Source organism: Aeromonas sp. R6-2, assembly GCF_040908155.1.
GTDB classification, from domain to species: Bacteria; Pseudomonadota; Gammaproteobacteria; order Enterobacterales; family Aeromonadaceae; genus Aeromonas; species Aeromonas schubertii.
In genome coordinates, this window is the sequence record NZ_JBFODE010000056.1 from 20,904 (window position 1) to 42,621 (window position 21,718).

General features: G+C 62.3%; 21 protein-coding genes. 15 read left to right on the forward strand and 6 right to left on the reverse strand.

Features of this window, described 5'->3' with window-relative positions; translation table 11 throughout:
- Positions 1-105 precede the first annotated feature (105 nt).
- From leuS to lipA, 13 genes are all read left to right on the forward strand, one after another.
- Positions 106-2,682 (forward strand): leucine--tRNA ligase, encoded by a 2,577-nt coding sequence (gene leuS / locus AB5Y48_RS14915; RefSeq protein WP_050666647.1) that lies wholly within the window; start codon positions 106-108, stop codon positions 2,680-2,682.
- Between the two features lie 16 nt (positions 2,683-2,698).
- The gene (gene lptE / locus AB5Y48_RS14920; protein WP_050666646.1) at positions 2,699-3,181 is read left to right on the forward strand and encodes an LPS assembly lipoprotein LptE; all 483 of its coding nucleotides are present in this window, start codon (positions 2,699-2,701) and stop codon (positions 3,179-3,181) included.
- On the forward strand, positions 3,181-4,215 hold the full coding sequence (gene holA / locus AB5Y48_RS14925) for a DNA polymerase III subunit delta (protein ID WP_224160204.1): 1,035 nt from the start codon (positions 3,181-3,183) through the stop codon (positions 4,213-4,215). The genes lptE and holA overlap by 1 nt, the downstream gene beginning before the upstream one ends.
- Entirely contained in the window at positions 4,209-4,868 is a 660-nt protein-coding gene (gene nadD / locus AB5Y48_RS14930) for a nicotinate-nucleotide adenylyltransferase (RefSeq protein ID WP_060587225.1), read from the forward strand. Before holA ends, nadD begins: the two co-directional genes overlap by 7 nt.
- Positions 4,869-4,907: 39 nt before the next feature.
- On the forward strand, positions 4,908-5,246 hold the full coding sequence (rsfS, locus tag AB5Y48_RS14935; RefSeq protein ID WP_050666643.1) for a ribosome silencing factor: 339 nt from the start codon (positions 4,908-4,910) through the stop codon (positions 5,244-5,246).
- Positions 5,247-5,249: 3 nt separating this feature from the next.
- A complete protein-coding gene (gene rlmH, locus AB5Y48_RS14940; RefSeq protein ID WP_368164955.1) occupies positions 5,250-5,717 on the forward strand; it encodes a 23S rRNA (pseudouridine(1915)-N(3))-methyltransferase RlmH in 468 nt (155 codons plus the stop codon).
- Positions 5,718-5,750: 33 nt separating this feature from the next.
- Entirely contained in the window at positions 5,751-7,667 is a 1,917-nt protein-coding gene (gene mrdA / locus AB5Y48_RS14945; RefSeq protein WP_050666641.1) for a penicillin-binding protein 2, read from the forward strand.
- On the forward strand, positions 7,660-8,763 hold the full coding sequence (rodA, locus tag AB5Y48_RS14950) for a rod shape-determining protein RodA (protein WP_136614142.1): 1,104 nt from the start codon (positions 7,660-7,662) through the stop codon (positions 8,761-8,763). The genes mrdA and rodA overlap by 8 nt, the downstream gene beginning before the upstream one ends.
- A 125-nt stretch (positions 8,764-8,888) precedes the next feature.
- The gene (locus AB5Y48_RS14955) at positions 8,889-9,683 is read left to right on the forward strand and encodes a septal ring lytic transglycosylase RlpA family protein (RefSeq protein WP_368164956.1); all 795 of its coding nucleotides are present in this window, start codon (positions 8,889-8,891) and stop codon (positions 9,681-9,683) included.
- Positions 9,684-9,796: 113 nt separating this feature from the next.
- Entirely contained in the window at positions 9,797-10,966 is a 1,170-nt protein-coding gene (locus AB5Y48_RS14960; RefSeq protein WP_050666638.1) for a D-alanyl-D-alanine carboxypeptidase family protein, read from the forward strand.
- A gap of 213 nt (positions 10,967-11,179) precedes the next feature.
- Positions 11,180-11,443, forward strand: a complete 264-nt coding sequence (ybeD, locus tag AB5Y48_RS14965; RefSeq protein ID WP_050666637.1) for a DUF493 family protein YbeD — start codon at positions 11,180-11,182, stop codon at positions 11,441-11,443.
- A gap of 50 nt (positions 11,444-11,493) precedes the next feature.
- Positions 11,494-12,150, forward strand: a complete 657-nt coding sequence (gene lipB, locus AB5Y48_RS14970) for a lipoyl(octanoyl) transferase LipB (protein ID WP_050666636.1) — start codon at positions 11,494-11,496, stop codon at positions 12,148-12,150.
- Entirely contained in the window at positions 12,147-13,112 is a 966-nt protein-coding gene (gene lipA, locus AB5Y48_RS14975) for a lipoyl synthase (protein WP_050666635.1), read from the forward strand. Before lipB ends, lipA begins: the two co-directional genes overlap by 4 nt.
- Positions 13,113-13,208: 96 nt before the next feature.
- Here lipA and AB5Y48_RS14980 read toward each other — a convergent pair whose 3' ends face one another.
- The 6 genes from AB5Y48_RS14980 to AB5Y48_RS15005 form a co-directional block, all read right to left on the reverse strand.
- A complete protein-coding gene (locus tag AB5Y48_RS14980) occupies positions 13,209-14,408 on the reverse strand; it encodes an acetate kinase (RefSeq protein WP_050666634.1) in 1,200 nt (399 codons plus the stop codon).
- A gap of 117 nt (positions 14,409-14,525) precedes the next feature.
- Positions 14,526-14,990, reverse strand: coding sequence for a YhcH/YjgK/YiaL family protein (locus AB5Y48_RS14985; RefSeq protein WP_060587230.1), 465 nt, complete (start codon positions 14,988-14,990; stop codon positions 14,526-14,528).
- A gap of 164 nt (positions 14,991-15,154) precedes the next feature.
- The gene (locus AB5Y48_RS14990; protein WP_060587231.1) at positions 15,155-16,261 is read right to left on the reverse strand and encodes a 1-acyl-sn-glycerol-3-phosphate acyltransferase; all 1,107 of its coding nucleotides are present in this window, start codon (positions 16,259-16,261) and stop codon (positions 15,155-15,157) included.
- Between the two features lie 125 nt (positions 16,262-16,386).
- Positions 16,387-17,088, reverse strand: a complete 702-nt coding sequence (locus AB5Y48_RS14995) for an aspartate/glutamate racemase family protein (RefSeq protein WP_368164959.1) — start codon at positions 17,086-17,088, stop codon at positions 16,387-16,389.
- A gap of 50 nt (positions 17,089-17,138) precedes the next feature.
- Positions 17,139-17,729, reverse strand: a complete 591-nt coding sequence (locus tag AB5Y48_RS15000; protein ID WP_050666630.1) for a LysE family translocator — start codon at positions 17,727-17,729, stop codon at positions 17,139-17,141.
- Positions 17,730-17,825: 96 nt separating this feature from the next.
- Complete coding sequence (locus AB5Y48_RS15005) at positions 17,826-18,422, reverse strand: LysE family translocator (protein WP_050666629.1); 597 nt, start codon at positions 18,420-18,422, stop codon at positions 17,826-17,828.
- Between the two features lie 117 nt (positions 18,423-18,539).
- Here AB5Y48_RS15005 and AB5Y48_RS15010 point away from each other — a divergent pair, with 117 nt between their 5' ends.
- Together AB5Y48_RS15010 and AB5Y48_RS15015 are read left to right on the forward strand one after the other, a co-directional pair.
- Positions 18,540-19,916, forward strand: a complete 1,377-nt coding sequence (locus tag AB5Y48_RS15010; protein WP_050666628.1) for a PLP-dependent aminotransferase family protein — start codon at positions 18,540-18,542, stop codon at positions 19,914-19,916.
- Positions 19,917-20,104: 188 nt separating this feature from the next.
- Complete coding sequence (locus tag AB5Y48_RS15015) at positions 20,105-21,718, forward strand: hypothetical protein (RefSeq protein WP_368164960.1); 1,614 nt, start codon at positions 20,105-20,107, stop codon at positions 21,716-21,718.

The following is a 21,718-nucleotide window of genomic DNA, read 5'->3' on the forward strand; positions in this document are numbered from 1 at the left end:
CTCCTTGCCAGTCCTGGCCGGTTGTTGCGGCCGCCGTTACTGGGTATTCTATGGCGATTTTCCAGCTGGATGTTCCAATCCAATTCACAGATCCGGATGCCACCAATGCAAGAACAGTACGTTCCCCAGACGATCGAGCCCTCAGTGCAGCAGCGCTGGGACACCCAGAAAACCTTCAAGGCCGTGGAGAAGGTCGACAAGGAGAAGTTCTACTGCCTCTCCATGTTCCCCTATCCGTCGGGTCGTCTACACATGGGGCACGTTCGTAACTACACCATAGGTGACGTGGTATCCCGCTATCAACGACTGAATGGCAAGAACGTGCTGCAGCCCATCGGCTGGGACGCCTTCGGCCTGCCGGCCGAAAACGCCGCCATCAAGAACAAGACGGCGCCAGCCCCCTGGACCTACGAAAACATCGAGTATATGAAGAACCAGCTCAAGATGCTGGGTCTGGGCTATGACTGGGACCGCGAGCTGGCCACCTGCAAGCCGGACTACTACCGCTGGGAGCAGTGGTTCTTCACCAAGCTCTACGAGAAGGGTCTGGTCTACAAGAAAACCTCCTCGGTCAACTGGTGCCCGAACGACATGACGGTGCTGGCCAACGAGCAGGTGGTCGACAACTGCTGCTGGCGCTGTGACACCCCGGTGGAGCAAAAAGAGATCCCCCAGTGGTTTATCAAGATCACCGACTATGCCGACGAGCTGCTGAGCGACATCGACAATCTGGAAGGCTGGCCGGAGATGGTCAAGACCATGCAGCGCAACTGGATTGGCCGCTCCGAAGGGGTCAACATCAGCTTCAATATCGAAGGCCAGGCTGATCATCTGGAGGTCTACACCACTCGTCCGGACACCTTCATGGGCGTGACCTATGTGGGCATCGCCGCAGGCCACCCCCTGGCTCAACAGGCCGCCGAGGGTAACCCCGAGCTCGCCGCCTTTATCGAAGAGTGCAAGAACACCAAGGTGGCCGAAGCCGAGCTCGCCACCATGGAGAAGAAGGGCATGGCCACCGGCCTCTATGCCATTCACCCGCTGGATGGCCGCAAGGTCCCGGTCTGGGTCGCCAACTTCGTGCTGATGAACTATGGCACCGGCGCCGTGATGGCAGTGCCGGGCCACGATCAGCGTGACTTCGAATTCGCCACCAAGTACGGCCTCGACATCAAGGCGGTCATCAAGCCCGCCGATGGCGACGTCGACGTGAGCGAGGCCGCTTACACCGAGAAGGGCGTGCTGTTCAACTCCGGCGAGTTTGACGGTCTCGACTTCCAGGGTGCCTTCGATGCCATCGCCAACAAGCTGGAGAGCCTTGGCTGCGGCAAGCGCACCGTCAACTTCCGTCTGCGTGACTGGGGTGTCTCCCGTCAGCGCTACTGGGGCGCCCCCATCCCGATGCTGACCCTGGCTGACGGCACCGTGGTGCCGACCCCGGACGATCAGCTGCCGGTGCTACTGCCGGAAGATGTGGTGATGGACGGCATCCAGAGTCCGATCAAGGCCGACGCCGAGTGGGCCAAGACCACTTATAACGGTCAGGAAGCGCTGCGCGAGACCGATACCTTCGACACCTTTATGGAGTCCTCCTGGTACTACGCGCGCTACTGCTCCCCGGACTACGACAAGGGCATGCTGGACCCGGCCGCCGCCAACCACTGGCTGCCGGTGGATCAGTACATCGGCGGTATCGAGCACGCCTGTATGCACCTCCTCTACGCCCGCTTCTTCCACAAGCTGCTGCGTGACACCGGACTCGTAAACAGCGACGAGCCGTTCAAGCGCCTGCTCTGCCAGGGCATGGTGCTGGCCGACGCCTTCTACTACCACGACGAGAAGGGTGGCCGGGTCTGGGTCAGCCCGCTGGACGTGACCGTCGAGCGCGACGAGAAGGGGCGCATCACCAAGGCGGTGGATAACGAGGGTCGTGAGGTGATCCACTCCGGCATGACCAAGATGTCCAAGTCCAAGAACAACGGCATCGATCCCCAGCTGATGGTGGAGCGTTACGGCGCCGATACCGTGCGCCTGTTTATGATGTTCGCCTCCCCGGCCGAGATGACCCTGGAGTGGTCTGACTCCGGCGTGGAAGGTGCCCAGCGCTTCCTGCGCCGCCTGTGGCGGATGACCTTCGAGCATGTGGGTGCCGGTGCTGCACCGGCCCTGAATGTGGCCGCCCTGAGCGGTGACCAGCAGGCCCTGCGCCGCGAGCTGCACAAGACCATCAAGAAGGTAAGTGACGACGTGGGTCGCCGTCAGACCTTCAACACCGCCATCGCCGCCATCATGGAGCTGATGAACCATCTGGCCAAGCTTGGCAACGAGGAGCAGGATCGCGCCCTGATGCAGGAGGCGCTGGAGGCTATCGCCGTCATGCTCTACCCCATCACTCCGCACATCTGCTGCGAGTTGTGGCGTGCCCTTGGCCAGGGTGGCGAGATCGACGACGCCAGCTGGCCGGTCGCCGACGAGGCCGCGCTGGTCGAAAATGAGAAGCTGGTGGTGCTGCAGGTGAACGGCAAGGTACGTGGCAAGATCACGGTGCCGGCCGACATCAACCAGCAACAGGTCGAGGAGCTGGCCATGACCGATGCCGGTGTGCAGAAGCACACCGAGGGCAAGACCATCCGCAAGGTGATCTATGTCGCGGGCAAGCTGCTCAACATCGTCGCCAACTGATCAGAGAGAGGACACCATGAGTCGCTTGATGCGTCGCTGGTTGGTGGTTCTGGTTGCAGGCCTGCTAGTGCAGGCCTGTGGCTTCCACCTGCGTGGCATGGCTATTCCCCCCGAACTGATGACCATGAAGGTGGTCGGTGACAACAAGAGCGATTTCTATCGTATGGTCACCACCCGGTTACGGGCGTCTGGCGTCACCCTGGCCGACAAGGAGGGGATCCCCGTCCTCACCCTGGGCGGTGTGGGGAGCTCCAACCAGGTGGCCTCGGTCAACGTGCAGGGTACCGAGATAGAGTATGTGATGGGCTTTAGCACCCAGTTCACCGTCTCGGCACCGGGCAAACCGACCCAGGTCTTCCCCATCACCTTCAACCGCAGCTTCCTCAACAAGCCCGATGCGGCCCTGGCCTCCTCCCGGGAGCAGGAGCAACTCAACCGGGAGATGCAGGAGCAGGCAGCTGATCAGGTGATCCGGCAGCTCAGTCAGGTCAGCTTCTGATGCGAGTGTTTCCCGAACAGCTCGATGACCATGTGAGAGCAGGGCTTAGGCCCTGCTATCTCGTTTTTGGCGACGAGCCACTGCTCAAGATCGAGGCCATCGACACGGTGCGTCGGGTGGCTCGCGAGCGCGGTTTCGACGAGCGCCACAGCTTCACCGTCGAGCCCGGACTGGAGTGGAGCCAGGTCTACGACGCCTGCCAGGCCCTCTCACTCTTCTCCAGCCGCCAGATCATCGAGCTGGAGCTGCCGGCCAAGGTGGACAAGGATCTCGCCGCCCGCATCACAGAGATAGGCCAGCAACTGCATCCCGATCTTCTGCTTATCCTCTCCGGAGGGCGCCTCACCTCGGCCCAGACCAAGGCGGCCTGGTTCGACAAGCTGGAGAAACAGGGCACCTGGGTTCCCGTCAACCACCCTGAGCCCCGCTTCTTCCCCCGCTGGATGGGGGCACGCTTCCAGCGCTTCGGCCTCAAGGCCCAGCCAGATGCCATCAACTTCATGTGTCATAGCTATGAGGGGAATCTGCTGGCCGCCAGCCAGGAGATAGAGAAGTTGACCCTGCTCTCTCCCCCTCAGCCGGTGACGGTTGCCTACCTGCAGGAGACCATCACCCGTCACGCTCACTTCACCCCCTTTCAGCTTATCGACACCCTGTTGGAGGGGAAGATCAATCGAGCCCAGCGCATCCTGGCCGCCCTGCGCGCCGAGGGCACGGAGCCGGGCCAGCTGGCCTGGACCCTGGCCCGCGAACTGGAGCAGCTGGAAGCCCTGGCCCTGGTCCGTCAGGCCGGCCAGCCACTGGCCGAGCACTTCAGCCGGCTGCGCATCTGGCAGAGCCGCCAGCAGCTCATCAATCAGGCCCTTAACCGCCTCCCGGTAACCAAGATACGTCAGCTTTGGTCGCTGATGGCCCGCCTCGACGAGTGCCTGCGCCGCTTCGACGGTGAAGGGGCCTGGCTACAATTGGCCACCCTCTGCCTCGGCTTTCGTGACGCCGCCCTCCTCCCCCTGCCGGAAGACTCTCCATGCTGACCCCCCCCATCGGCTTGCTGGGGGGGACTTTCGACCCAATCCATCTGGGCCATATCAAGCCGGCCCTGGCGGCCCGCGATGCGCTGGGCCTTGGCGAGCTGCGCCTGCTGCCAAATCGGGTCCCTCCGCACAGAGCCAGCCCCCACTGCAGCGCCGAACAGCGTCTGGCCATGGTGCATCTGGCCGCCAACGAATTTGGCCTCTGCGTGGATGAGCGGGAGCTGCGGCGGGATCGCCCCTCCTGGACTATCGATACCCTTGAGGAGCTGCGTCACGAGCTGCCCGAGACCCCTCTCTGTTTTTTGATGGGGATGGACTCCCTGCTCTCCCTGCCCAGCTGGCACCGCTGGGACGAGTTGCTCACCCTCGCTCATCTGGTGGTGAGCGTGCGTCCGGGCTGGGACGCCGCCGAGGCCACCACACCGGTGCAGGCGCTGCTGGCGCATCACGGCACCCTGCGGGTCGATGACCTGCACCAGCGCCGCGCCGGCCATATCTGGCTGGCCCATAACGAGCCGCTCGCCCTCTCCTCTACCGAAATCCGGGCCAGACTCGCTGCGGGGAACGATCCACGGGATTTGTTGCCTGAATCGGTAGCGGACTATATTCGCAACAACGGGCTCTATGTGGGAAAGAGTGGCCCCGTGCTATAATCCGCCGCCCCCGACGCGACGCAATACAGGAGAAGGTCATTGCAAGGCAACGCACTTCACGCCTTTATCATCGACAAGATCGATGACATGAAGGGCCGCGACATCGTCACCCTGGACGTACGCGGCAAGTCCACCATCACGGATACCCTTATCATCTGCTCCGGCAACTCCAACCGTCATGTTCGCTCCATCGCCGACCATGTGGCCAGCGAGATGCGTCATGCGGGTCAGGATCCGCTGAGTGTCGAGGGAGAAGACACGGGTGAATGGGTACTGGTGGATCTGGGCGAGGTGATCGTCCACGTGATGCAGGATGAATATCGCGACTTCTACCAACTGGAAAAGCTCTGGGGCGGCGCCCCGGTCGAAGCGGCCTAGTTGATGAAGATACAGTTGATTGCGGTGGGTACCAAGATGCCCGCCTGGGTTGAGCACGGCTTTGAGGAGTACCGTCGCCGCTTTCCGAAGGATATGCCCTTCGAGCTGCAGGAGATCCCGGCCGGCAAGCGCGGCAAGAATGCCGACATCCCCCGCATACTGCAAAAAGAGGGGGAATCCATGCTGGCCGCCGCCGGCCGCTCGCGCATCGTCACCCTCGATATCCCCGGTAAACCCTGGACCACGGAACAGCTTGCCGGCCAACTCGAGGCCTGGAAGCTGGATGGCCGCGACGTTGCCCTGCTGGTCGGCGGGCCCGAGGGACTCTCCCCCGAGTGCAAGCAGGCCGCCGAGCAGAGCTGGTCCCTCTCGCCGCTCACCCTGCCCCACCCTCTGGTGCGGGTACTGGTGGCCGAGAGTCTCTATCGGGCCTGGAGTATCACCACCAATCACCCCTACCACAGGGAATAGTCAGTCCATGAGTCACGCCGCTTGGGAGCCCCGATGCTGAAACAACGGGTAGAGATGCGCGATCACAGCGCCGAAGGCAGCCTCTTCTTCCGCCGGACCCTGGTCGCCTACATCGGCATGGTGGCGCTGATGCTGGTGCTCTTTGGCAACCTTTACTATCTGCAGGTGCTCTCCTACGACACCTATCAGACCCGCTCCAACGACAACCGCATCCGGGTGGTGCCGGTGGCACCGACCCGTGGTCTCATCTACGACACCAACGGAGTGCTGCTGGCGGAGAACCGCCCCGTCTACAGCCTGGAAATCGTGCCGGAAGAGGCAAAGAATGTGGACAAGATGGCGGACGATCTCATCGCCCTGCTCGGTCTGCCGGAGGGTACCAAAGAGAAGTTCCTCGCCGAGACCAAGCGCCAGCGCCGCTTCAAGCCGGTGCCCCTGTACGAGAAGCTCACCGAGAAGCAGGTAGCCCTCTTCTCGGTCAACCAGCACAACTACCCGGGCGCCAGCATCGAGGCCTATCTCAAACGTTACTATCCGTTTGGGGACACCCTCACCCACGCCCTCGGTTATGTGGCCAAGATCAATACCCGCGACGTGGAGCGCCTCGACAAGGAGGAGAAGCTCGCCAACTACGCAGCCACCAAGGACATTGGCAAGCAGGGGGTAGAGAAGTACTACGAGGATGAGCTGCACGGCACCGCCGGTTACCAGGAGGTCGAGGTGAACAACCGTGGCCGGATCGTGCGCACCCTCAAGTTCCAGCCGCCGATCCCGGGCAAGGATATCTATCTCAATATCGATATCCGCCTGCAGCTCTATGCCCAGCAGCAGTTGGCCGGCCGGCGCGGCGCCATCGTCATGATGGATCCCAGGAGCGGAGCCATTCTGGCCATGGAGTCGAGCCCGAGCTATGACCCCAACCTGTTTGTGACCGGCATCTCCAACGCCAACTATTCGGGCCTGCTCAATGACCCGGCCCGTCCCCTGGTCAACCGCACCACCCAGGGCATCTATTCCCCCGCCTCGACGGTCAAACCGCTGATGTCGGTGATGGGGCTCAACGAGGGGGCTATCACGCCGGGTTACCGCTACTTCGGCGGTCCCACCTACTCTATCCCGGGCACCACCAAGAAGTTTCGCGACTGGAAGAAGTGGGGGCACGGCTGGCTCGACGTCTACCGCGCCATCGAGGTGTCGGCGGATACCTACTTCTATGATCTCGCCTATCGGGTCGGCATCGACCGTATCAACGAGTACATGACCAAGTTCGGTTTCGGTCAGTACAGCGGGGTCGATATCTACGAGGAGACCCGTGGGGTCATGCCGTCCCGGGAGTGGAAACGCAAGCGTTGGCGCCAGCCCTGGTTCCAGGGTGATACCATCTCCATCGGCATCGGCCAGGGCTACTGGAGCTCGACGCCCATACAACTGGCCAAGGCCATCAGCATACTGACCCAGAATGGCCACGATGTGACCCCGCACCTGCTCAAGCGCACCACCACGGCGACCAGCAGCGAGGATGCCCCCGTCAATCCCAATATGGCGCTCACCGTACGTGACAACAGCTACTGGAGTGTGGCTCGGGAGGGGATGTGGCGGGTGATCAACGGCCATGAGGGAACCGGTCGCAAGGCCTTTGCCAACACCCCTTATGTGGCGGCCGGCAAGTCGGGTACCGCCCAGGTGGTGAGCCTCAAGGAGAACGAAGTCTACAACGCCAGCAAGATGAAGGTGGAGCACAGGGACAACGCCCTGTTCGTCGCCTTTGCCCCCTATGAGAAACCGGAAGCTGTGGTCGCCCTGGTGCTGGAAAACGCCGGGGGAGGCAGTAGCAATGCGGCTCCGGTGGCCCGTGCCATGCTGGACGCCCTGTTGCTGCCTCCTTCCCCCCCATTGCCACCGGCTCCCAGCAAGGCCGTTCCTCAGCCGGAGACCCAGAGTCATGAGTAATTCCGAGCGCCGCACCAGCATCTGGTACCGGATGCATATCGATCTCCCCCTGCTGCTCGGCCTGCTGGCCGTGATGGCCCTCTCCATGGTGGTGCTCTACTCCGCCTCGGGCCAGAGCATGGACGACCTGCTCAAGCAGGCCATTCGCGGTGGCCTCTCCCTGGCCATCATGCTGGTGATGGCCCAGTTCAGCCCCAGCTTCTACGCCCGCTGGGCCGTGCCCCTGTTTGTGGTGGTGGTGCTGATGCTGATCGCCGTGGATGTCTTCGGCCATATCGGCAAGGGGGCCCAACGCTGGCTCGATCTCGGCTTTATGAAGTTCCAGCCTTCGGAATTGATGAAGCTCTCCATGCCCATCATGATCGCGGTCTGGCTCAGCCGGCACCCCCTGCCTCCCAAGCTGGGTCATCTGGTGATCAGCATAGTGCTGGTGCTCTTCCCCACCCTGCTTATCGCGGCCCAACCCGATCTCGGCACCTCCATCCTGGTGGCGGCATCGGGCTTCTTCGTTATCTTCCTGGCCGGCATCAGCTGGTGGTTGATCGGCCTGGCCGTACTGCTGGTGGCTGCCTTCCTGCCGGTGCTCTGGTTCTTCCTGATGCACGACTACCAGCGCCAGCGGGTCTTGATGCTGATCGATCCGGAGAAGGATCCCCTCGGCCGTGGCTACCACATCATCCAGTCCAAGATCGCCATCGGCTCCGGCGGCATCTTCGGCAAGGGGTGGCTGGAGGGGACCCAATCCCAGCTCGAGTTCTTGCCCGAGCGCCACACCGACTTTATTTTCGCCGTCTACAGCGAGGAGTTCGGCCTCATCGGGGTGGCCCTGCTGCTGGTGCTCTACCTCTATGTCATCAGCCGCAGCCTCTATATCTCGATGCAGGCGCAAAACAGCTTCGAGCGACTGCTGGGGGGCGCCCTGACCCTCACCTTCTTCGTCTATGTGTTCGTCAACATGGGCATGGTGAGCGGCATACTGCCGGTGGTGGGGGTCCCCCTGCCTCTGGTCAGTTACGGCGGCACCTCCATGGTGACCCTGATGGCCGGATTCGGCATCCTGATGTCAATCCACACCCACCGGCGCCTGCTGGCATAAGCTGTCGCATGCCTCCCCGCTCAGGGGAGGCATTTTCTTTCGGGCCATGCTAGGATGCGCCCCTCCCTGCCGATTATTTCACCGAGGGCAGGGGCCGATACATCGACCCTTGGAAACCTCATCCGATGATCCTTCGCCCTCTGCTCTGTGGCCTGCTCGCCCTGTTGCTGACCGCCTGTGCCACCCCTGCGGCCCCGCCTGTGAGCACCTCCCCCTCTCGCGAAGCGAGCGAGCCCCCCTTGCATGAACTGCTGGCCCGGGCCGCCACACCGCAGAAAGCGCCGGAGCGAGACGAGCAACCCGAGCCCCTGAGCGGCTGGAGTGGCAGCGGTCACTATCGCACCACGGGCACCGCCTCCTGGCTCTCGCGCTCCCTCGACGGGCGACGCACCGCCAGCGGTGAGGTGATGAACAGCCACCGCTTCACCGCCGCCCATCGCACCCTGCCCCTTGGCAGCTACGTCCGGGTGACCAATCTGGGCAACGGGCGTCAGGTGATCGTCAAGATCAACGATCGGGGCCCCTTCAACCGCCACCTGCTGATCGACGTGACCCATGCCGCCGCCAGCGAGCTGGGTATGGTACGTAGCGGCAAGGCCCGAGTCCGAATCGAATCGGTAAGCAGGGCGACGGCCCGTGCCGAAGCCAAACCGCTCAGCCAGTCGGCGCAGGCCACCCAGCCCCCGCAGCACACGGCCCCGATCAAGGGCAAACGTATCCAGGTCGCGAGTGGCGCCAACAAGGAGAAGCTGGTGGCCGAGGGGAAACGCCTGCAGGCCAGGCTGGGCCTTCCCTATCAGGTCAGGGGGCAGGGCCGCCTCTATCGTCTGATCCTGGGTCCGGTAGCGAGCCAGGCCCAGCAACGAGAGCTCAAGCATGTCAAAAACGCCGGTTATCCCCAGGCATTTTTAATTAATTGACCCCTATCCATGTGCCCTTCCCCCTGTGACGAAGGGACACATCTGGTATAGTTGTCGCCGTTTCCGTTTCATGGGGGCGCGCATGCTCCCGCCAGGCACCCAGGAAGTCGAAGATGTCCAAACTTGTTAAATCGCTGCTCCTCACCACCCTGGTCAGCACCGCTGCCTCTGCCAGTACCGATCCGGTCGTGGTGCCCTCCGCCCCCGCCATTGCCGCCAAGTCCTACATACTGATGGACTACTACACAGGGCAGACCCTGGTGGAGCAGAACGCCGACGAGCGTCTGCCCCCCGCCAGCCTGACCAAGATGATGACCTCCTACATCGTCGGCCAGGAGCTGGCCAAGGGGAACATCAAGCGCGAAGACATGGTGACCATCAGTCAGAACGCCTGGTCCAAGAACTACTCCGACTCCTCCAAGATGTTTATCGAGGTGGGCAAGCAGGTCTCGGTGGACGATCTCAACAAGGGCATCATCATCCAGTCGGGCAACGATGCCTGCGTCGCCATGGCCGAGCACATCGCCGGCAGCACCGACTCCTTCGCCAGCCTGATGAACACCTGGGCGGCCAAGCTTGGCATGACCAACAGCCACTTCATGAACCCCCACGGCCTGCACGAAGCCGAGCACTACTCCACCGCCCGCGACATGGCTCTGCTGGGTCAGGCCCTGGTGCGTGACGTGCCCGAGGAGTACAAGATCTACTCCCAGAAGTCGTTCCAGTTCAACGGCATCACCCAGCACAACCGCAACAAGCTGCTGTGGGACGCCTCCCTCAACGTCGACGGCATCAAGACAGGTCACGTGAGCGAGATCGGCTACAACCTGGTCGCCTCGGCCACCAACAAGGAAGGGATGCGCCTCATTTCCGTGGTGATGGGGACCGCCAGCGAGCGCGTGCGTGCCGAAGAGAGCAAGAAGCTGCTGACCTACGGCTTTCGCTTCTTCCAGACCCTGACCCCCTACAAGGCCGGTACCGAGCTGGTGACCCAGAAGATCTGGATGGGTGACAAGTCCACCGTCAAACTCGGTGTCGACAAGGATGTGGCGGTGACCATCACCCGTGGCCAGTCCGACAAACTCAAGGCCGATTTCCAGCTCGACAGCGAGCTGAAGGCGCCCCTGAGCAAGGGGCAGCGTGTGGGCACCGTCTTCCTCAAGCTGGGTGACAAAGAGATTGCCCAGGTGCCGCTGGTGGCACTGGAGGAGGTACAAGAGGGCAACCTGCTGAGCCGCATCTGGGATTACCTGATGATGCTGGTACAGAGCCTCTTCAAGTAAGTCTCCGCGACGGCGCCCAATGGGCGCCGTTTTGTTTCTACTGTAATAACCGTACGCTTTGCCAGTTCCGCCCATCACCGATTTGTGGTAAAAAGCAGCACCCCGGTGTTGGGGCTGCCGGGACCTCCCCTTGAAGGGGGACTACCCTGCCCCCATACTCAGCCGAGAGACGAACAACCGGCCGATCCCCTCGGCCACAGAGTAGGTAATGCGATGAATACCAAGTTTGACGAGCTGCTCGAATTTCCCTGCAAGTTCCCCTTCAAGGTGCTGGGCGTGGCCGATCCCGTCCTGCCAGAGCGGGTGGTAGAGGTGCTGCAGCTTCACGCTCCCGGTACCTATAGCCCGGTCGTCCGCCCCAGCAGCAAGGGTAACTACCACTCGGTCACCGTGACCGTGATCGCCCAAAGCAAGGAGCACATCGAGGCCATGTACACCGCCCTCGGTGAGATCGAGCAGGTCCGCTACGTCCTGTGATCGCCGGCCCCGCCTGGCGGGGCTCTGTTTTTCAGCCATCGAGGAGTCCCATGTCTGAGCCATCGCTCCCCCCTCTCATAGTGCGCCACCTCGGCCGCCGCCCCTACCAGGCGGTATGGGATGCCATGAAGGCCTTCACCGATAACCGCACGCCACAGACCCCGGACGAGTTCTGGGTGGTGGAGCACGATCCCGTCTTCACCCAGGGACAGGCCGGCAAGGCAGAGCACCTGCTCAATCCTGGCGATATTCCTGTGGTGCAGAGCGATCGGGGTGGCCAGATCACCTATCATGGGCCGGGACAGCTGGTGCTCTATGTGCTGGTAGATGTGCGCCGCAGCCATCTGACGGTGCGGGATCTGGTGAGTGCGCTGGAAAACGCCATCATTGCCACCCTGCAACAATGGGGCATCACCTCCTCGGCCAAACCGGATGCGCCGGGTGTCTATGTGGATGGGGCCAAGATAGCCTCTCTGGGCCTTCGGATCCGCAAGGGCTGCTCCTTCCACGGATTGGCCCTCAACATCAAGATGGATCTGGCGCCGTTCCAGCGCATCAACCCGTGCGGCTACGCCGGCATGGTGATGACACAGGCCAGCAGCCTGGGTGGACCCCAGAGTGTGAGCGAGGCGACGGCCCCACTGGTCACCGAACTGGCCCGCCTTATCGGCTACGACACAATAACGAATTCCGAGAGTGAATCATGAGCAAACCCATTCGTATGGAGCCGGGCGTCAAACTGCGCGATGCCGACAAGATGGCCCTGATCCCGGTGAAATTCATGCCGGATCCCAACGAGGAGCTGCTGCGCAAGCCGGACTGGATGCGGATCAAGCTCCCCCCCAGCAGCCAGAAGATCGATCACATCAAAAGCACCCTGCGCAAGAACAAGCTGCACTCGGTCTGTGAAGAGGCCTCTTGCCCCAACCTGGCGGAGTGCTTCAACCACGGCACGGCCACCTTCATGATCATGGGCGCCATCTGTACTCGCCGTTGCCCCTTCTGCGACGTGGCCCACGGCCGTCCGCTGCCCCTGGATCCGGAAGAGCCTAAGAAGCTGGCCCTCACCATCAAGGAGATGGGACTGCGCTATGTGGTGATCACCTCGGTAGACCGGGACGACCTGCGCGACGGCGGTGCCCAGCATTTTGCCGACTGCATCCGCGAAATTCGCGAGCACAGCCCCCAGACCCGCATCGAGATCCTGACCCCGGACTTTCGCGGTCGTATGGAGCAGGCCCTCGAGGTATTCCGCGACACCCCGCCGGATGTGTTCAACCACAATCTGGAGACAGCCCCGCGCATGTATCGGGTCGCTCGCCCGGGCGCCGACTACCACTGGTCTCTGGAGCTGCTGCGTCGCATCAAGGAGATGCACCCGGACCTGCCCACCAAGTCCGGTCTGATGATGGGACTGGGTGAAACCAACGAAGAGATTGTCCAGGTGCTCAAGGACTTGCGTGAGCACGGGGTCAACATGCTGACCCTGGGGCAGTATCTGCAACCGAGCCGCCACCACCTGCCGGTGAAGCGCTATGTGCCGCCCGCCGAGTTCGATGAACTCAAAGAGGTGGCGATGGGGCTTGGCTTCAGTCATGCCGCCTGTGGCCCCTTCGTGCGTTCCTCCTACCACGCCGACCTGCAGGCCAAGGGCGAAGAGGTGAAATAAGCCTCCCATGCCATAAAGAGAGGGCGCCATCGGCGCCCTCTCTCTTTTCTGTCAGCCATAAAAAACGCCCGCACTGTGGCGGGCGTCCTGGCTCTCTTAGCCCACCAGGGCAAGCGCATCGCGAGCGATGACCAGCTCCTCGTTGGTCGGGATGACCAGTGCCGGACGGCTGTCGGCCGTGGTGATCAGCCCCTCGCCACCGAGCACGGCAGCCTTGTTGGCCTCCTGATCGACCTTGAAGCCCATCAGGGCCAGGCGAGCAAGGATCATCTCGCGGATGATGGCGGCGTTCTCACCGATACCACCGGTGAAGACCAGGGCGTCGAGGCGACCCTCCATGGCGGCGGCGTAAGCCCCCACGTACTTGGCCACCCGGTAGGTGAAGACATCCACGGCACGCTTGGCACCGGCATCGGTATCGTAGTTCGTGGTGGCATAGCGGCAGTCGCTGCTCGCCTCGGTCAGGCCGAGCAGGCCAGAGTGCTTGGTCAGCAGGGTGTTGATCTCGTCGACCGAGTAACCCAGCTTGTCGTGCAGGAAGAAGACCACGGCCGGATCGATGTCACCGGAGCGAGTGCCCATGGCCAGCCCTTCCAACGGGGTCAGCCCCATGGAGGTATCCACCGACTTGCCCCCCTTGATGGCACAGACAGAGGCGCCGTTGCCCAGGTGGCAGTTGATGATATTGAGCTCATCAATCGGCAGGTTCAGGGCCTTGGCGGCCTCTTCGGCGATGAAGCGGTGGGAGGTGCCGTGGGCGCCGTAGCGACGGATGGCGTGCTCTTCGTAGAGCTTGTAGGGCAGCGCGTAGAGATAGGCTTCCTGTGGCAGGCTCTGATGGAAGGCGGTGTCGAAGACGACCACGTTCTTGTCGGCCAGCTGCGGGAACACCTTGAGAGCGGCCCGGATACCGATGAGGTGTGCCGGGTTGTGCAGGGGGGCGAACGGGATGGCGGCCTCGATGCCGGCGATCACCTCGTCATCCACGCGCACCGAGCTGGAGAACCGCTCACCGCCGTGCACGATGCGGTGACCAATGGCGACCAGTTGGGCCGCCAGGGCGGGATCCTGGCTCAGGATATGGTTCACGATAAAGTCGAGGGCCTCCTGGTGAGCCGCACCGGCTCCCAGTTCGGCTTCGCCCTTGACCCCGTGCAGTTTCCACTTGATACGGGCATCGTCCAGGTTGAAGCACTCGGCCAGGCCGGAGAGGCTGGCCTCACCGGTCTCGGCATCCATGACTGCGAATTTGAGGGAAGAGCTACCGCAGTTCAGGATCAATACCAACTTGCTCATCTTCAGAATCTTCCTGTGATACGGCTGTCGCCGCGTCGTTACATCCACATGGGACAGGATCCCCGCAGTGGGGCTGTATGGCCGCCTCGGCAGCCAATCTTTCAATTCGTTGCCGGCTCAGTCCAGCAGGCTCTTGTGTACCTTGACCACCAGCTTGCGTACCGGCGCGGGCAGGCCCTGGGTGCAGAGGGGACGGTGTAGCTCACCCGGATAGAAGATAGCGAAGTCGCCGGGTCGCATGGCCAACCAACTCTCCTGCTCCACCTCCACAAACCAGAGGTCGGGGTGAGGATGAGTGAGCCCCTCCAGCCGATATTGCTGGGGGCCGACGCCGATCCACTCGCGTCCCGAAAGCAGCAACTGGATGTCGAGATACTCCTGATGAAACTCCCCCAGGCGCTCATCGGCCGGCTGGGTGAGATCTTCTTGCACCAGGCAGAAGAGGCGATCCCCATCGATCGTCACCCGTCCAATGGGGTGCCCCTCCCAGTGTTCGACGGAGATGACCAGATCGCGCAGAATCGCCGCCAGAGACGGGGGGAGCAGGGCCTGGTCAAGGGCCATCAGGTTACCTGTGATCATGCAAGACCTCGCTCAACGCAACAAAAAGGGCCAAACGGCCCTGATAGTGTCATCAACATCGTACCAGTTGAAACAACATTATTACCCAACTAATTTCGCCTGATATTGACCAGAAACAAAAACAGGAGCATCTGCTCCTGTTTTATAAACAATATTTAAATGATTCAAATTTTCTTTAGGTTCTCAACGGGACGTGCATACATGGCCCGCCAGATATCCCTGTGTGCCTCGGGTACCTGAGCCAGTCGCGCCTCAAATGCCTGTCGCTCGGCCTGCTCCACCTGATCCGCCTCACCGGCCGCCAGATAGTTGTTGGGAAAGAGGCGATAGTTGCGCCAGATGACCCGGTCAATCACCTCGGCCAGCTCGTCGGGATCGGAGAATCCCTCCTGCAGTGGTGCCCCAAAGGTCACATGCACCCGCCCCTTCTGACCGACGATACCGGCGACTATGCTCTCGATATCCTCGAACTCCCCCTTCTCGTAGCGCCCTGTGTGTGCCTTCTCATAGAGCTCGCGCGCCTTGGCCATGTCGGTGGGATCACACTCGTAGGAGATACTGACCGGCACTATGTTGAGACGGCGCATGTAGTCGGTAAACTCGATCTTCTGCTTCTTGCCGTCCATGTAGAACATCTTGAGGATGGCCGGATCGGTTCTGTCATCCCCATCCTTGGCCCGCCCCTCCTTCTGGGCGATCCAGATGGAGTGACCACTCGCCAGGGATTCACCGATATAGGCAGAGAGATCGCCAAAGGTCTTCATCATCTCCCGCGGCCCCTTGGCGGAGCGTTTGACGATAAAGCTCTTGTTCAATCGCATCAGCTCGGTGGCGCAGGGCTTGCGCAGCAGGTTGTCACCGATGGCGATGCGCACGGTATCGAAGCCGTTCTTGAACAGACCCCAGTTGACGAAGGCAGGATCCATGGCGATGTCGCGATGGTTGGAGATGAAGAGATAACCCTTGCCCGGCTCGAGGTGCTCGAGGCCGGAGAAGGTGACGCCGCGGGTGGAGCCGGCAATCATCCGCTCCATATAGCGGGTCACCCCGAGCTGAACCTGGCGCACCGTATTGACGCCGGCCCACTTGCGACGCAGCACCAGACGGATGAGGGGACGAATGGCCCAGCCCAGCCAGCCGACCAGGTTGCCAAAGCGGTAGCGGGCGATGGCGCCGATGAACTCGTCATCCTGAACAAGGCGTTCAATTGCCCCTGCCACTTCGTCGTCGTTGTAGGGGCGGATCTCCGCAAATCTGTCTACTTCTGCCACTGTATGTGCCTTTATCTTCGGGGAAAGAGGTGCCCTGCACCCTCAAATTTCAGGGCGCAATTTTACACGCTTTTCCACTGTGGGATACGCAACACCAAGAGATCTGAGATCTGACCAGTAAAATATCAGGTATCCGGTGCCAGCGCCCACCGCACGGCAGCCTCGGCATGAAGAGCCGTGGTGTCATACAGCGGCACGGCGGCCGCGCACTCCCCCACCAGCAGGGCAATCTCGGTACAACCGAGGATCACGGCACCGGCCCCCTCTTCAGCCAGCCGCGCGATCACCTCGAGATAGGCCTGGCGTGACGCCTCACGGATCTCGCCGAGGCAGAGCTCATCGTAGATGATCCTGTGCACCAGCTCCCTGTCTGCCTCGCCGGGCACTACCACCTCCAGGCCAAACTGCTCCTCGAGGCGGGCGCGATAAAACGCCTGCTCCATGGTGAAACGGGTGCCGAGCAGTCCGACCCGGCGCACCCCGTCGGCCACCAACCGCTCACCGGTGGCGTCGGCGATGTGCAGCAGCGGGATCGACACCGCAGCGACCACATCGTGCGCCACCTTGTGCATGGTGTTGGTGGCGATCAGCAGAAAATCGGCGCCGCCGGCCTCCAGAGAGCGGGCGGCTGCGGCCAGCTCGCGCCCCGCTTCTTCCCACCGCCCTTGCGCCTGTAGCCGCTCGATGACGGCAAAGTCCACGCTGTGCAACAGGATACGCGCCGAGTGCAATCCTCCCAGCTCGCCACGCACGCCCCGGTTGATGGCCTGGTAATAGCTCACGGTCGACTCCCAACTCATGCCACCCAAGAGACCGATACAGCGCATGGCTCACTCCTTTCGTAAAAAAGGCCCCGCAGGGCCAACAAGACAGACGTCTAGATCCAGATCATCAGCACGCAGGCCGCCGTGGCGACGCCCATGCCGAGGTTGAAGCGCCGCCAGCCAAGCGGCGTGCGGATGAGGCGCCGCACCTGGGCACCAAACACCACCCAGAAGGCGCCGGTGTAGAGGCCGGTGCAGAAGAAGATGGCGAGCACCCAGAGGGCGGAGGGCCAATAGGCCTCGCCGGCCAGGGTGAAGCCACCGATGGCCGACAGGGCCATCATCCACGCCTTGGGGTTGAGCAACTGTAGCAGCGCCCCCTGGTGGGCCGGGATCAGAGAGCGGTTACCCTCCGCCGGACCCGAGGCAGTGGCCACCTTCCAGGCCAGCCACAACAGATAGAGCGAACCCGCCACCTTGAGCAAGTCATGCAGCAGGGGCAGCTGCTCGAAGATGATCCCAAGCCCCAGAGCCATCGCCAGGATCATCAGGTTGATGCCCCCCACCACCCCCACCAACAGGGGCAGACTGCGGCGAAAACCCTGGGCTGCCCCGCTGCTGGTCAACAGCATGTTGTTGGGGCCCGGCGTTCCGCAGGTGACCAGGGCAAACCCCGCCAGGGGCAGTAACCAGTTGAGATCCATCGTCACATCATCCTTTTCGGGCGAAAGGCCCTACTATGCCGCAGGGGTTTCATGCATAACAAGCCGCCTGTATGCCGGTTGTTTGCATGCATTTTCTTACATCCAGAGGGTCACCACGCACAGCGCCGTCAGCCCCCCCAGGGTACCGTTGAGACGGCGCCACCCCTGATCCGAGCTTATCCAGTTGCCCAGCTGCCGACCAAATACCACCCAGATGAAGCAGACCGGCAGGGCTACCAGGGCAAAGCTGGCCATGATGATGAGCTGGCTAGGCCAGTAACCGGCGCCATTCTGACTAAACAGGCTGATGGCCGAGATCCCCATCATCCAGGCCTTGGGATTGAGAAACTGAAAGCCCAGTCCCTCGAGCAGGGTCATGGGACGGGCACGACCGGCCGGGTCCCCCGGCGAGCCAGCCAGGGTGATACGCCACGCCAGCCAGAGCAGGTAGAGGCTACCGACGATCTGCAACCCGGTTCTCAGCCAGGCTCCCCCCTCGAACAGGGGATAGAGACCGAGGGCCAACACCAGTTGCAGCACAGGTTGGCCAGCGCTCACCCCGATAAGGTGTGGCAGGGTGCGGCGCACCCCGAAATTGGCACCCGAGGCAGTCAACATCAGGTTGTTGGGGCCCGGGGTACCGCACATCAGTACCGCAAAGCCAAAGAGGGTGGCGTACCATTCGAGTGTCATCTGCGTTGCTCCTGTTTCACCATATTGTATCGATACAATGCCGATACTTTGCTTGTGCACTGCCTGTAAGCAACGCTATATTGAGTTAATTTCTCGATCAATGGATTTATTGTCACCATGACAATTTGGACCCCGGAGCTCGCCGCCCACGACGGCCCCCTCTATCTGAGACTGGCTCAGGCCATTGAGCACGCCATCGCCGAGGGCACACTGCCCCCCGGCTCGCGACTGCCGACCCAACGCGCCCTGGCCGACCGGCTCGGGGTGACCGTAGGCACCATCACCCGGGCCTACGCCGAGGCGGAGCGGCGCGGCCTGCTCGCGGCTCGGGTCGGTAACGGTACCTGGGTGCGGGAGAAGGGGGAAACCAGCGGAGCCGACTGGCCGGTGCGCGAAGAGCTGGAGGGGCGCATCGAGCTGTGGCAGAACCTGCCGGTGCCTCTCGACCGGGCTTCCCTGGTGGGACCTCTGCTGCGTCAGCTGGCTGACGACCCCCATCTCAACCGCCTGCTCGGTTACGACCAGGAGGCGGGCCGGCCGCACCAGCGCCAGGCCTTCCTCGACTGGCTGGGAAGCCTCGGTATTCAGGCCGGGCACGATCGCTTCTTGTTTTGCAACGGCGCCCAGCACGGCATCCTGCTGACCCTGCTGGCCACCGGCTGCGTCGGCGAGAGCATCGCCTGCGAGGGACTGACCTACCCCGGCCTGCTTGGCGCGGCGCGCCAGCTGCGCTGCCAGGTAACGGCGGTGGCCATGGACGACGAGGGTATGCTACCTGAGGCGCTCGACACCCTCTGCCGCCAGCGTCGACCGCGTCTGGTCTACCTCACCCCGACCCTGCAAAACCCCACCACCGCCATGATGGGCGAGGCGCGCCGCCGCGCCCTGCTGGCCGTGTGCGAACGGCACGGAGTCTGGGTAGTGGAAGATGACGTGAACGGCCTGCTGCCTCTGGATCGCCCCACTCCTATGGTGGAGCTGGCACCGGAGCGGGTCATTCACCTCGGCAGCCTGGCCAAGATTGCCTGCGGTGGCCTGCGGGTAGGCTTTCTGCTCTGCCCGCCAGGCCTGCACAGCGCGTTGGCCCAGGCGATGCGCCTGTCGAGCTGGATGGTGAGCCCGCTGCTGCTCGAGGTCGCCTCCCGCCTGTTACGCCAAGGGCTGGCCCCCCTGCTCGAGGAGCAGCGCAGGGTGCTGGGTCGACGTGGCGAGCTGCTGCGCCAGTTGCTGCCGGAGGCCCGCTGGCACAGCGGCGCCATGCACGCCTGGCTGCCCCTGCCTGCCCCCTGGCGCAGCCAGGAGTTCGTGGCAGCAGCCGACGCGGTCGGGGTTGGCATCACCAGCGGCGAGCTGTTTGCCGCCGGCCAGTATGCCGCCCCCCAAGGAGTGCGTCTTAGCCTGAGCCAACCCTCCAGTGACGCTCTGCTCGCCGAAGGGCTGACCCGGCTGCGCGATCTGCTGGCCGGCTCGCCTCCGATCGTCCCTATCCTGTAGGGACATTTCACTCGCGCCTGAAGAGCGCACCGGAAATAACGCCCCCTTTTCCCACTCAGCGGGTGGCATGGGGGCGATATCTCATCAGAAAAATCATCCGGTTACGCAATGCTCCGCCGACCTTGCTATATTCATACCTCAATCGAATCCGCCACTTTTTATATACCTGTGCGGGGAGATCTCCGGGTATGCAATTTCTCATCGTCGAAGAAACCCCCCTGCTCAGCACCGCCATCTGCCTGACCTTGCGCAAGCATGGCCTGGGCGTGGAAGAGATGATGCAGTGTAAAGACCTGCATGCCATCTCTTCTCTCCTTCATCATTACCACTTCGATGCCATCATCTGCCGTCAGAGTCACTATCAGGGGCATGAGGGCATCAGGCTGTTACAAGAGGCCGACTATCAAGCACAACTGCCGCCCGGAGTGGTCCTCTTGCTGCTCAACGAGGATCCTGAGCCGCTGACGCTGGGTCTCTCGACCATTCACTTCGAGTTGCAGCTCCCCATTCCATTCACCAGCCAGTCGCTGGACGACAGTGCACAAGAGCTCATCAACCTTACCCGCATCACTCGGCCCTTGTGCCCGTCAATCCGGCAGCAAGAGTGGGCTCTCACCCTGCATCAGTGTGAAGACATTCAATTTCGCCTGTTTAAATCCCCCTTGGTCAGGCTTCACCTCGATCGCCTCAAGGGGATGCTGCTCTTGCAGCAACGGGCCTATCTGGATGCGAGCCAACACTACGCCCTGTGTGCCACCGAATACCCGGCCAGCTGGCCCCGCTGCGGCCTCTTTCTCGCCATGATTGGCTTGGGGCGCCTCGATGTGGCCCAGCGGGATCTGGAATTAAGGGCCTCATCGTTGAGCGAGATCAGTCTGCTCAAGTTAACCGTGATCCTCGATGTTCAGGAGGGGCGCTGGTTTGCCGCCAAACTGAACCTCGAGAAGCTGCTCCATCAACAACATCATCCAGACTTTCGGCACGCAGCGATTCTACTGGCCATCTTGCTGCATGATGTCGACATGGGGTGCCATCACATCGCACAGCTAAAGCTGGCCTTCTTCCCCGAAGGGCGGCTGCGCCTCAGTGTCGAGCAATTCATGCTGGAAGTGGCGTTGAAGTTACTCTGGCAGCGCTCAACCCTGCCAAGGGACCACACCCTGTCGCTGAAGTTTCAAGAGCTGGGCCCTCTCTCCCCTCCGCAGCTGTCCGAACGCGAAGCCGGGGTAGTGCAGGCGCTCTGGTCTTTACTCGATAACGACTTCGATGGCGCCATGACCCGCTTGACCACGCTGGCTGACGAGGAGAATCCGGCACCCGGCGCACTCCTGCTTGAGTTCGCCCTCAGCCACCACTGCACCCTGACCCAGAGAGCACTCCAGTGTCTGGAGAAGCTGGGGAGCCTGCAGCCCCCCACGCCTCTCTCGCCGCTGCTCGGCACCCTGGTGCATCGCACGCTGGAGAGCCTCGGACAGTTTGTGCAGGAGGAGGACGACCGGCTGGAGCAACTTCGCAGCGCGCGTAACGACGCTATCCGTCATCATCAGTGGCAACGGGCCCTGCAACTGAGTATCACCCTCTGTACCGATTTTCCCGCCTACCCCGCAGAGGCCTGGGCCACCCTCAACTTGCTGAGCCGGGCCTGGCCCGGTAATGCCCCGGCCAGCCAGGTGGCATCGCTGGTTGAGAGCCTCACTCAGCGCCTGGATCGCGATGCCGGATTCCAGACTCACTACGGTGAGCGTTACGGCGCACTGCTGGGACAGATCCATCGCCATCTGGACGAACATCTCTCCCCCTGA

Excerpts from the sequence above, each read along its gene's own strand:
- AB5Y48_RS14980 (WP_050666634.1), bottom strand. The coding sequence starts at position 14,408 with ATGAGCAAGTTGGTATTGATCCTGAACTGCGGTAGCTCTTCCCTCAAA.
- AB5Y48_RS14955 (WP_368164956.1), top strand. The coding sequence starts at position 8,889 with ATGATCCTTCGCCCTCTGCTCTGTGGCCTGCTCGCCCTGTTGCTGACC.
- lipB (WP_050666636.1), top strand. The coding sequence starts at position 11,494 with ATGTCTGAGCCATCGCTCCCCCCTCTCATAGTGCGCCACCTCGGCCGC.
- AB5Y48_RS14995 (WP_368164959.1), bottom strand. The coding sequence starts at position 17,088 with ATGCGCTGTATCGGTCTCTTGGGTGGCATGAGTTGGGAGTCGACCGTG.
- AB5Y48_RS14960 (WP_050666638.1), top strand. The coding sequence starts at position 9,797 with ATGTCCAAACTTGTTAAATCGCTGCTCCTCACCACCCTGGTCAGCACC.
- rodA (WP_136614142.1), top strand. The coding sequence starts at position 7,660 with ATGAGTAATTCCGAGCGCCGCACCAGCATCTGGTACCGGATGCATATC.
- lipA (WP_050666635.1), top strand. The coding sequence starts at position 12,147 with ATGAGCAAACCCATTCGTATGGAGCCGGGCGTCAAACTGCGCGATGCC.
- holA (WP_224160204.1), top strand. The coding sequence starts at position 3,181 with ATGCGAGTGTTTCCCGAACAGCTCGATGACCATGTGAGAGCAGGGCTT.
- AB5Y48_RS14985 (WP_060587230.1), bottom strand. The coding sequence starts at position 14,990 with ATGATCACAGGTAACCTGATGGCCCTTGACCAGGCCCTGCTCCCCCCG.
- leuS (WP_050666647.1), top strand. The coding sequence starts at position 106 with ATGCAAGAACAGTACGTTCCCCAGACGATCGAGCCCTCAGTGCAGCAG.
- AB5Y48_RS15000 (WP_050666630.1), bottom strand. The coding sequence starts at position 17,729 with ATGGATCTCAACTGGTTACTGCCCCTGGCGGGGTTTGCCCTGGTCACC.
- rlmH (WP_368164955.1), top strand. The coding sequence starts at position 5,250 with ATGAAGATACAGTTGATTGCGGTGGGTACCAAGATGCCCGCCTGGGTT.
- AB5Y48_RS15010 (WP_050666628.1), top strand. The coding sequence starts at position 18,540 with ATGACAATTTGGACCCCGGAGCTCGCCGCCCACGACGGCCCCCTCTAT.
- ybeD (WP_050666637.1), top strand. The coding sequence starts at position 11,180 with ATGAATACCAAGTTTGACGAGCTGCTCGAATTTCCCTGCAAGTTCCCC.
- lptE (WP_050666646.1), top strand. The coding sequence starts at position 2,699 with ATGAGTCGCTTGATGCGTCGCTGGTTGGTGGTTCTGGTTGCAGGCCTG.
- AB5Y48_RS15015 (WP_368164960.1), top strand. The coding sequence starts at position 20,105 with ATGCAATTTCTCATCGTCGAAGAAACCCCCCTGCTCAGCACCGCCATC.
- nadD (WP_060587225.1), top strand. The coding sequence starts at position 4,209 with ATGCTGACCCCCCCCATCGGCTTGCTGGGGGGGACTTTCGACCCAATC.
- mrdA (WP_050666641.1), top strand. The coding sequence starts at position 5,751 with ATGCTGAAACAACGGGTAGAGATGCGCGATCACAGCGCCGAAGGCAGC.
- AB5Y48_RS15005 (WP_050666629.1), bottom strand. The coding sequence starts at position 18,422 with ATGACACTCGAATGGTACGCCACCCTCTTTGGCTTTGCGGTACTGATG.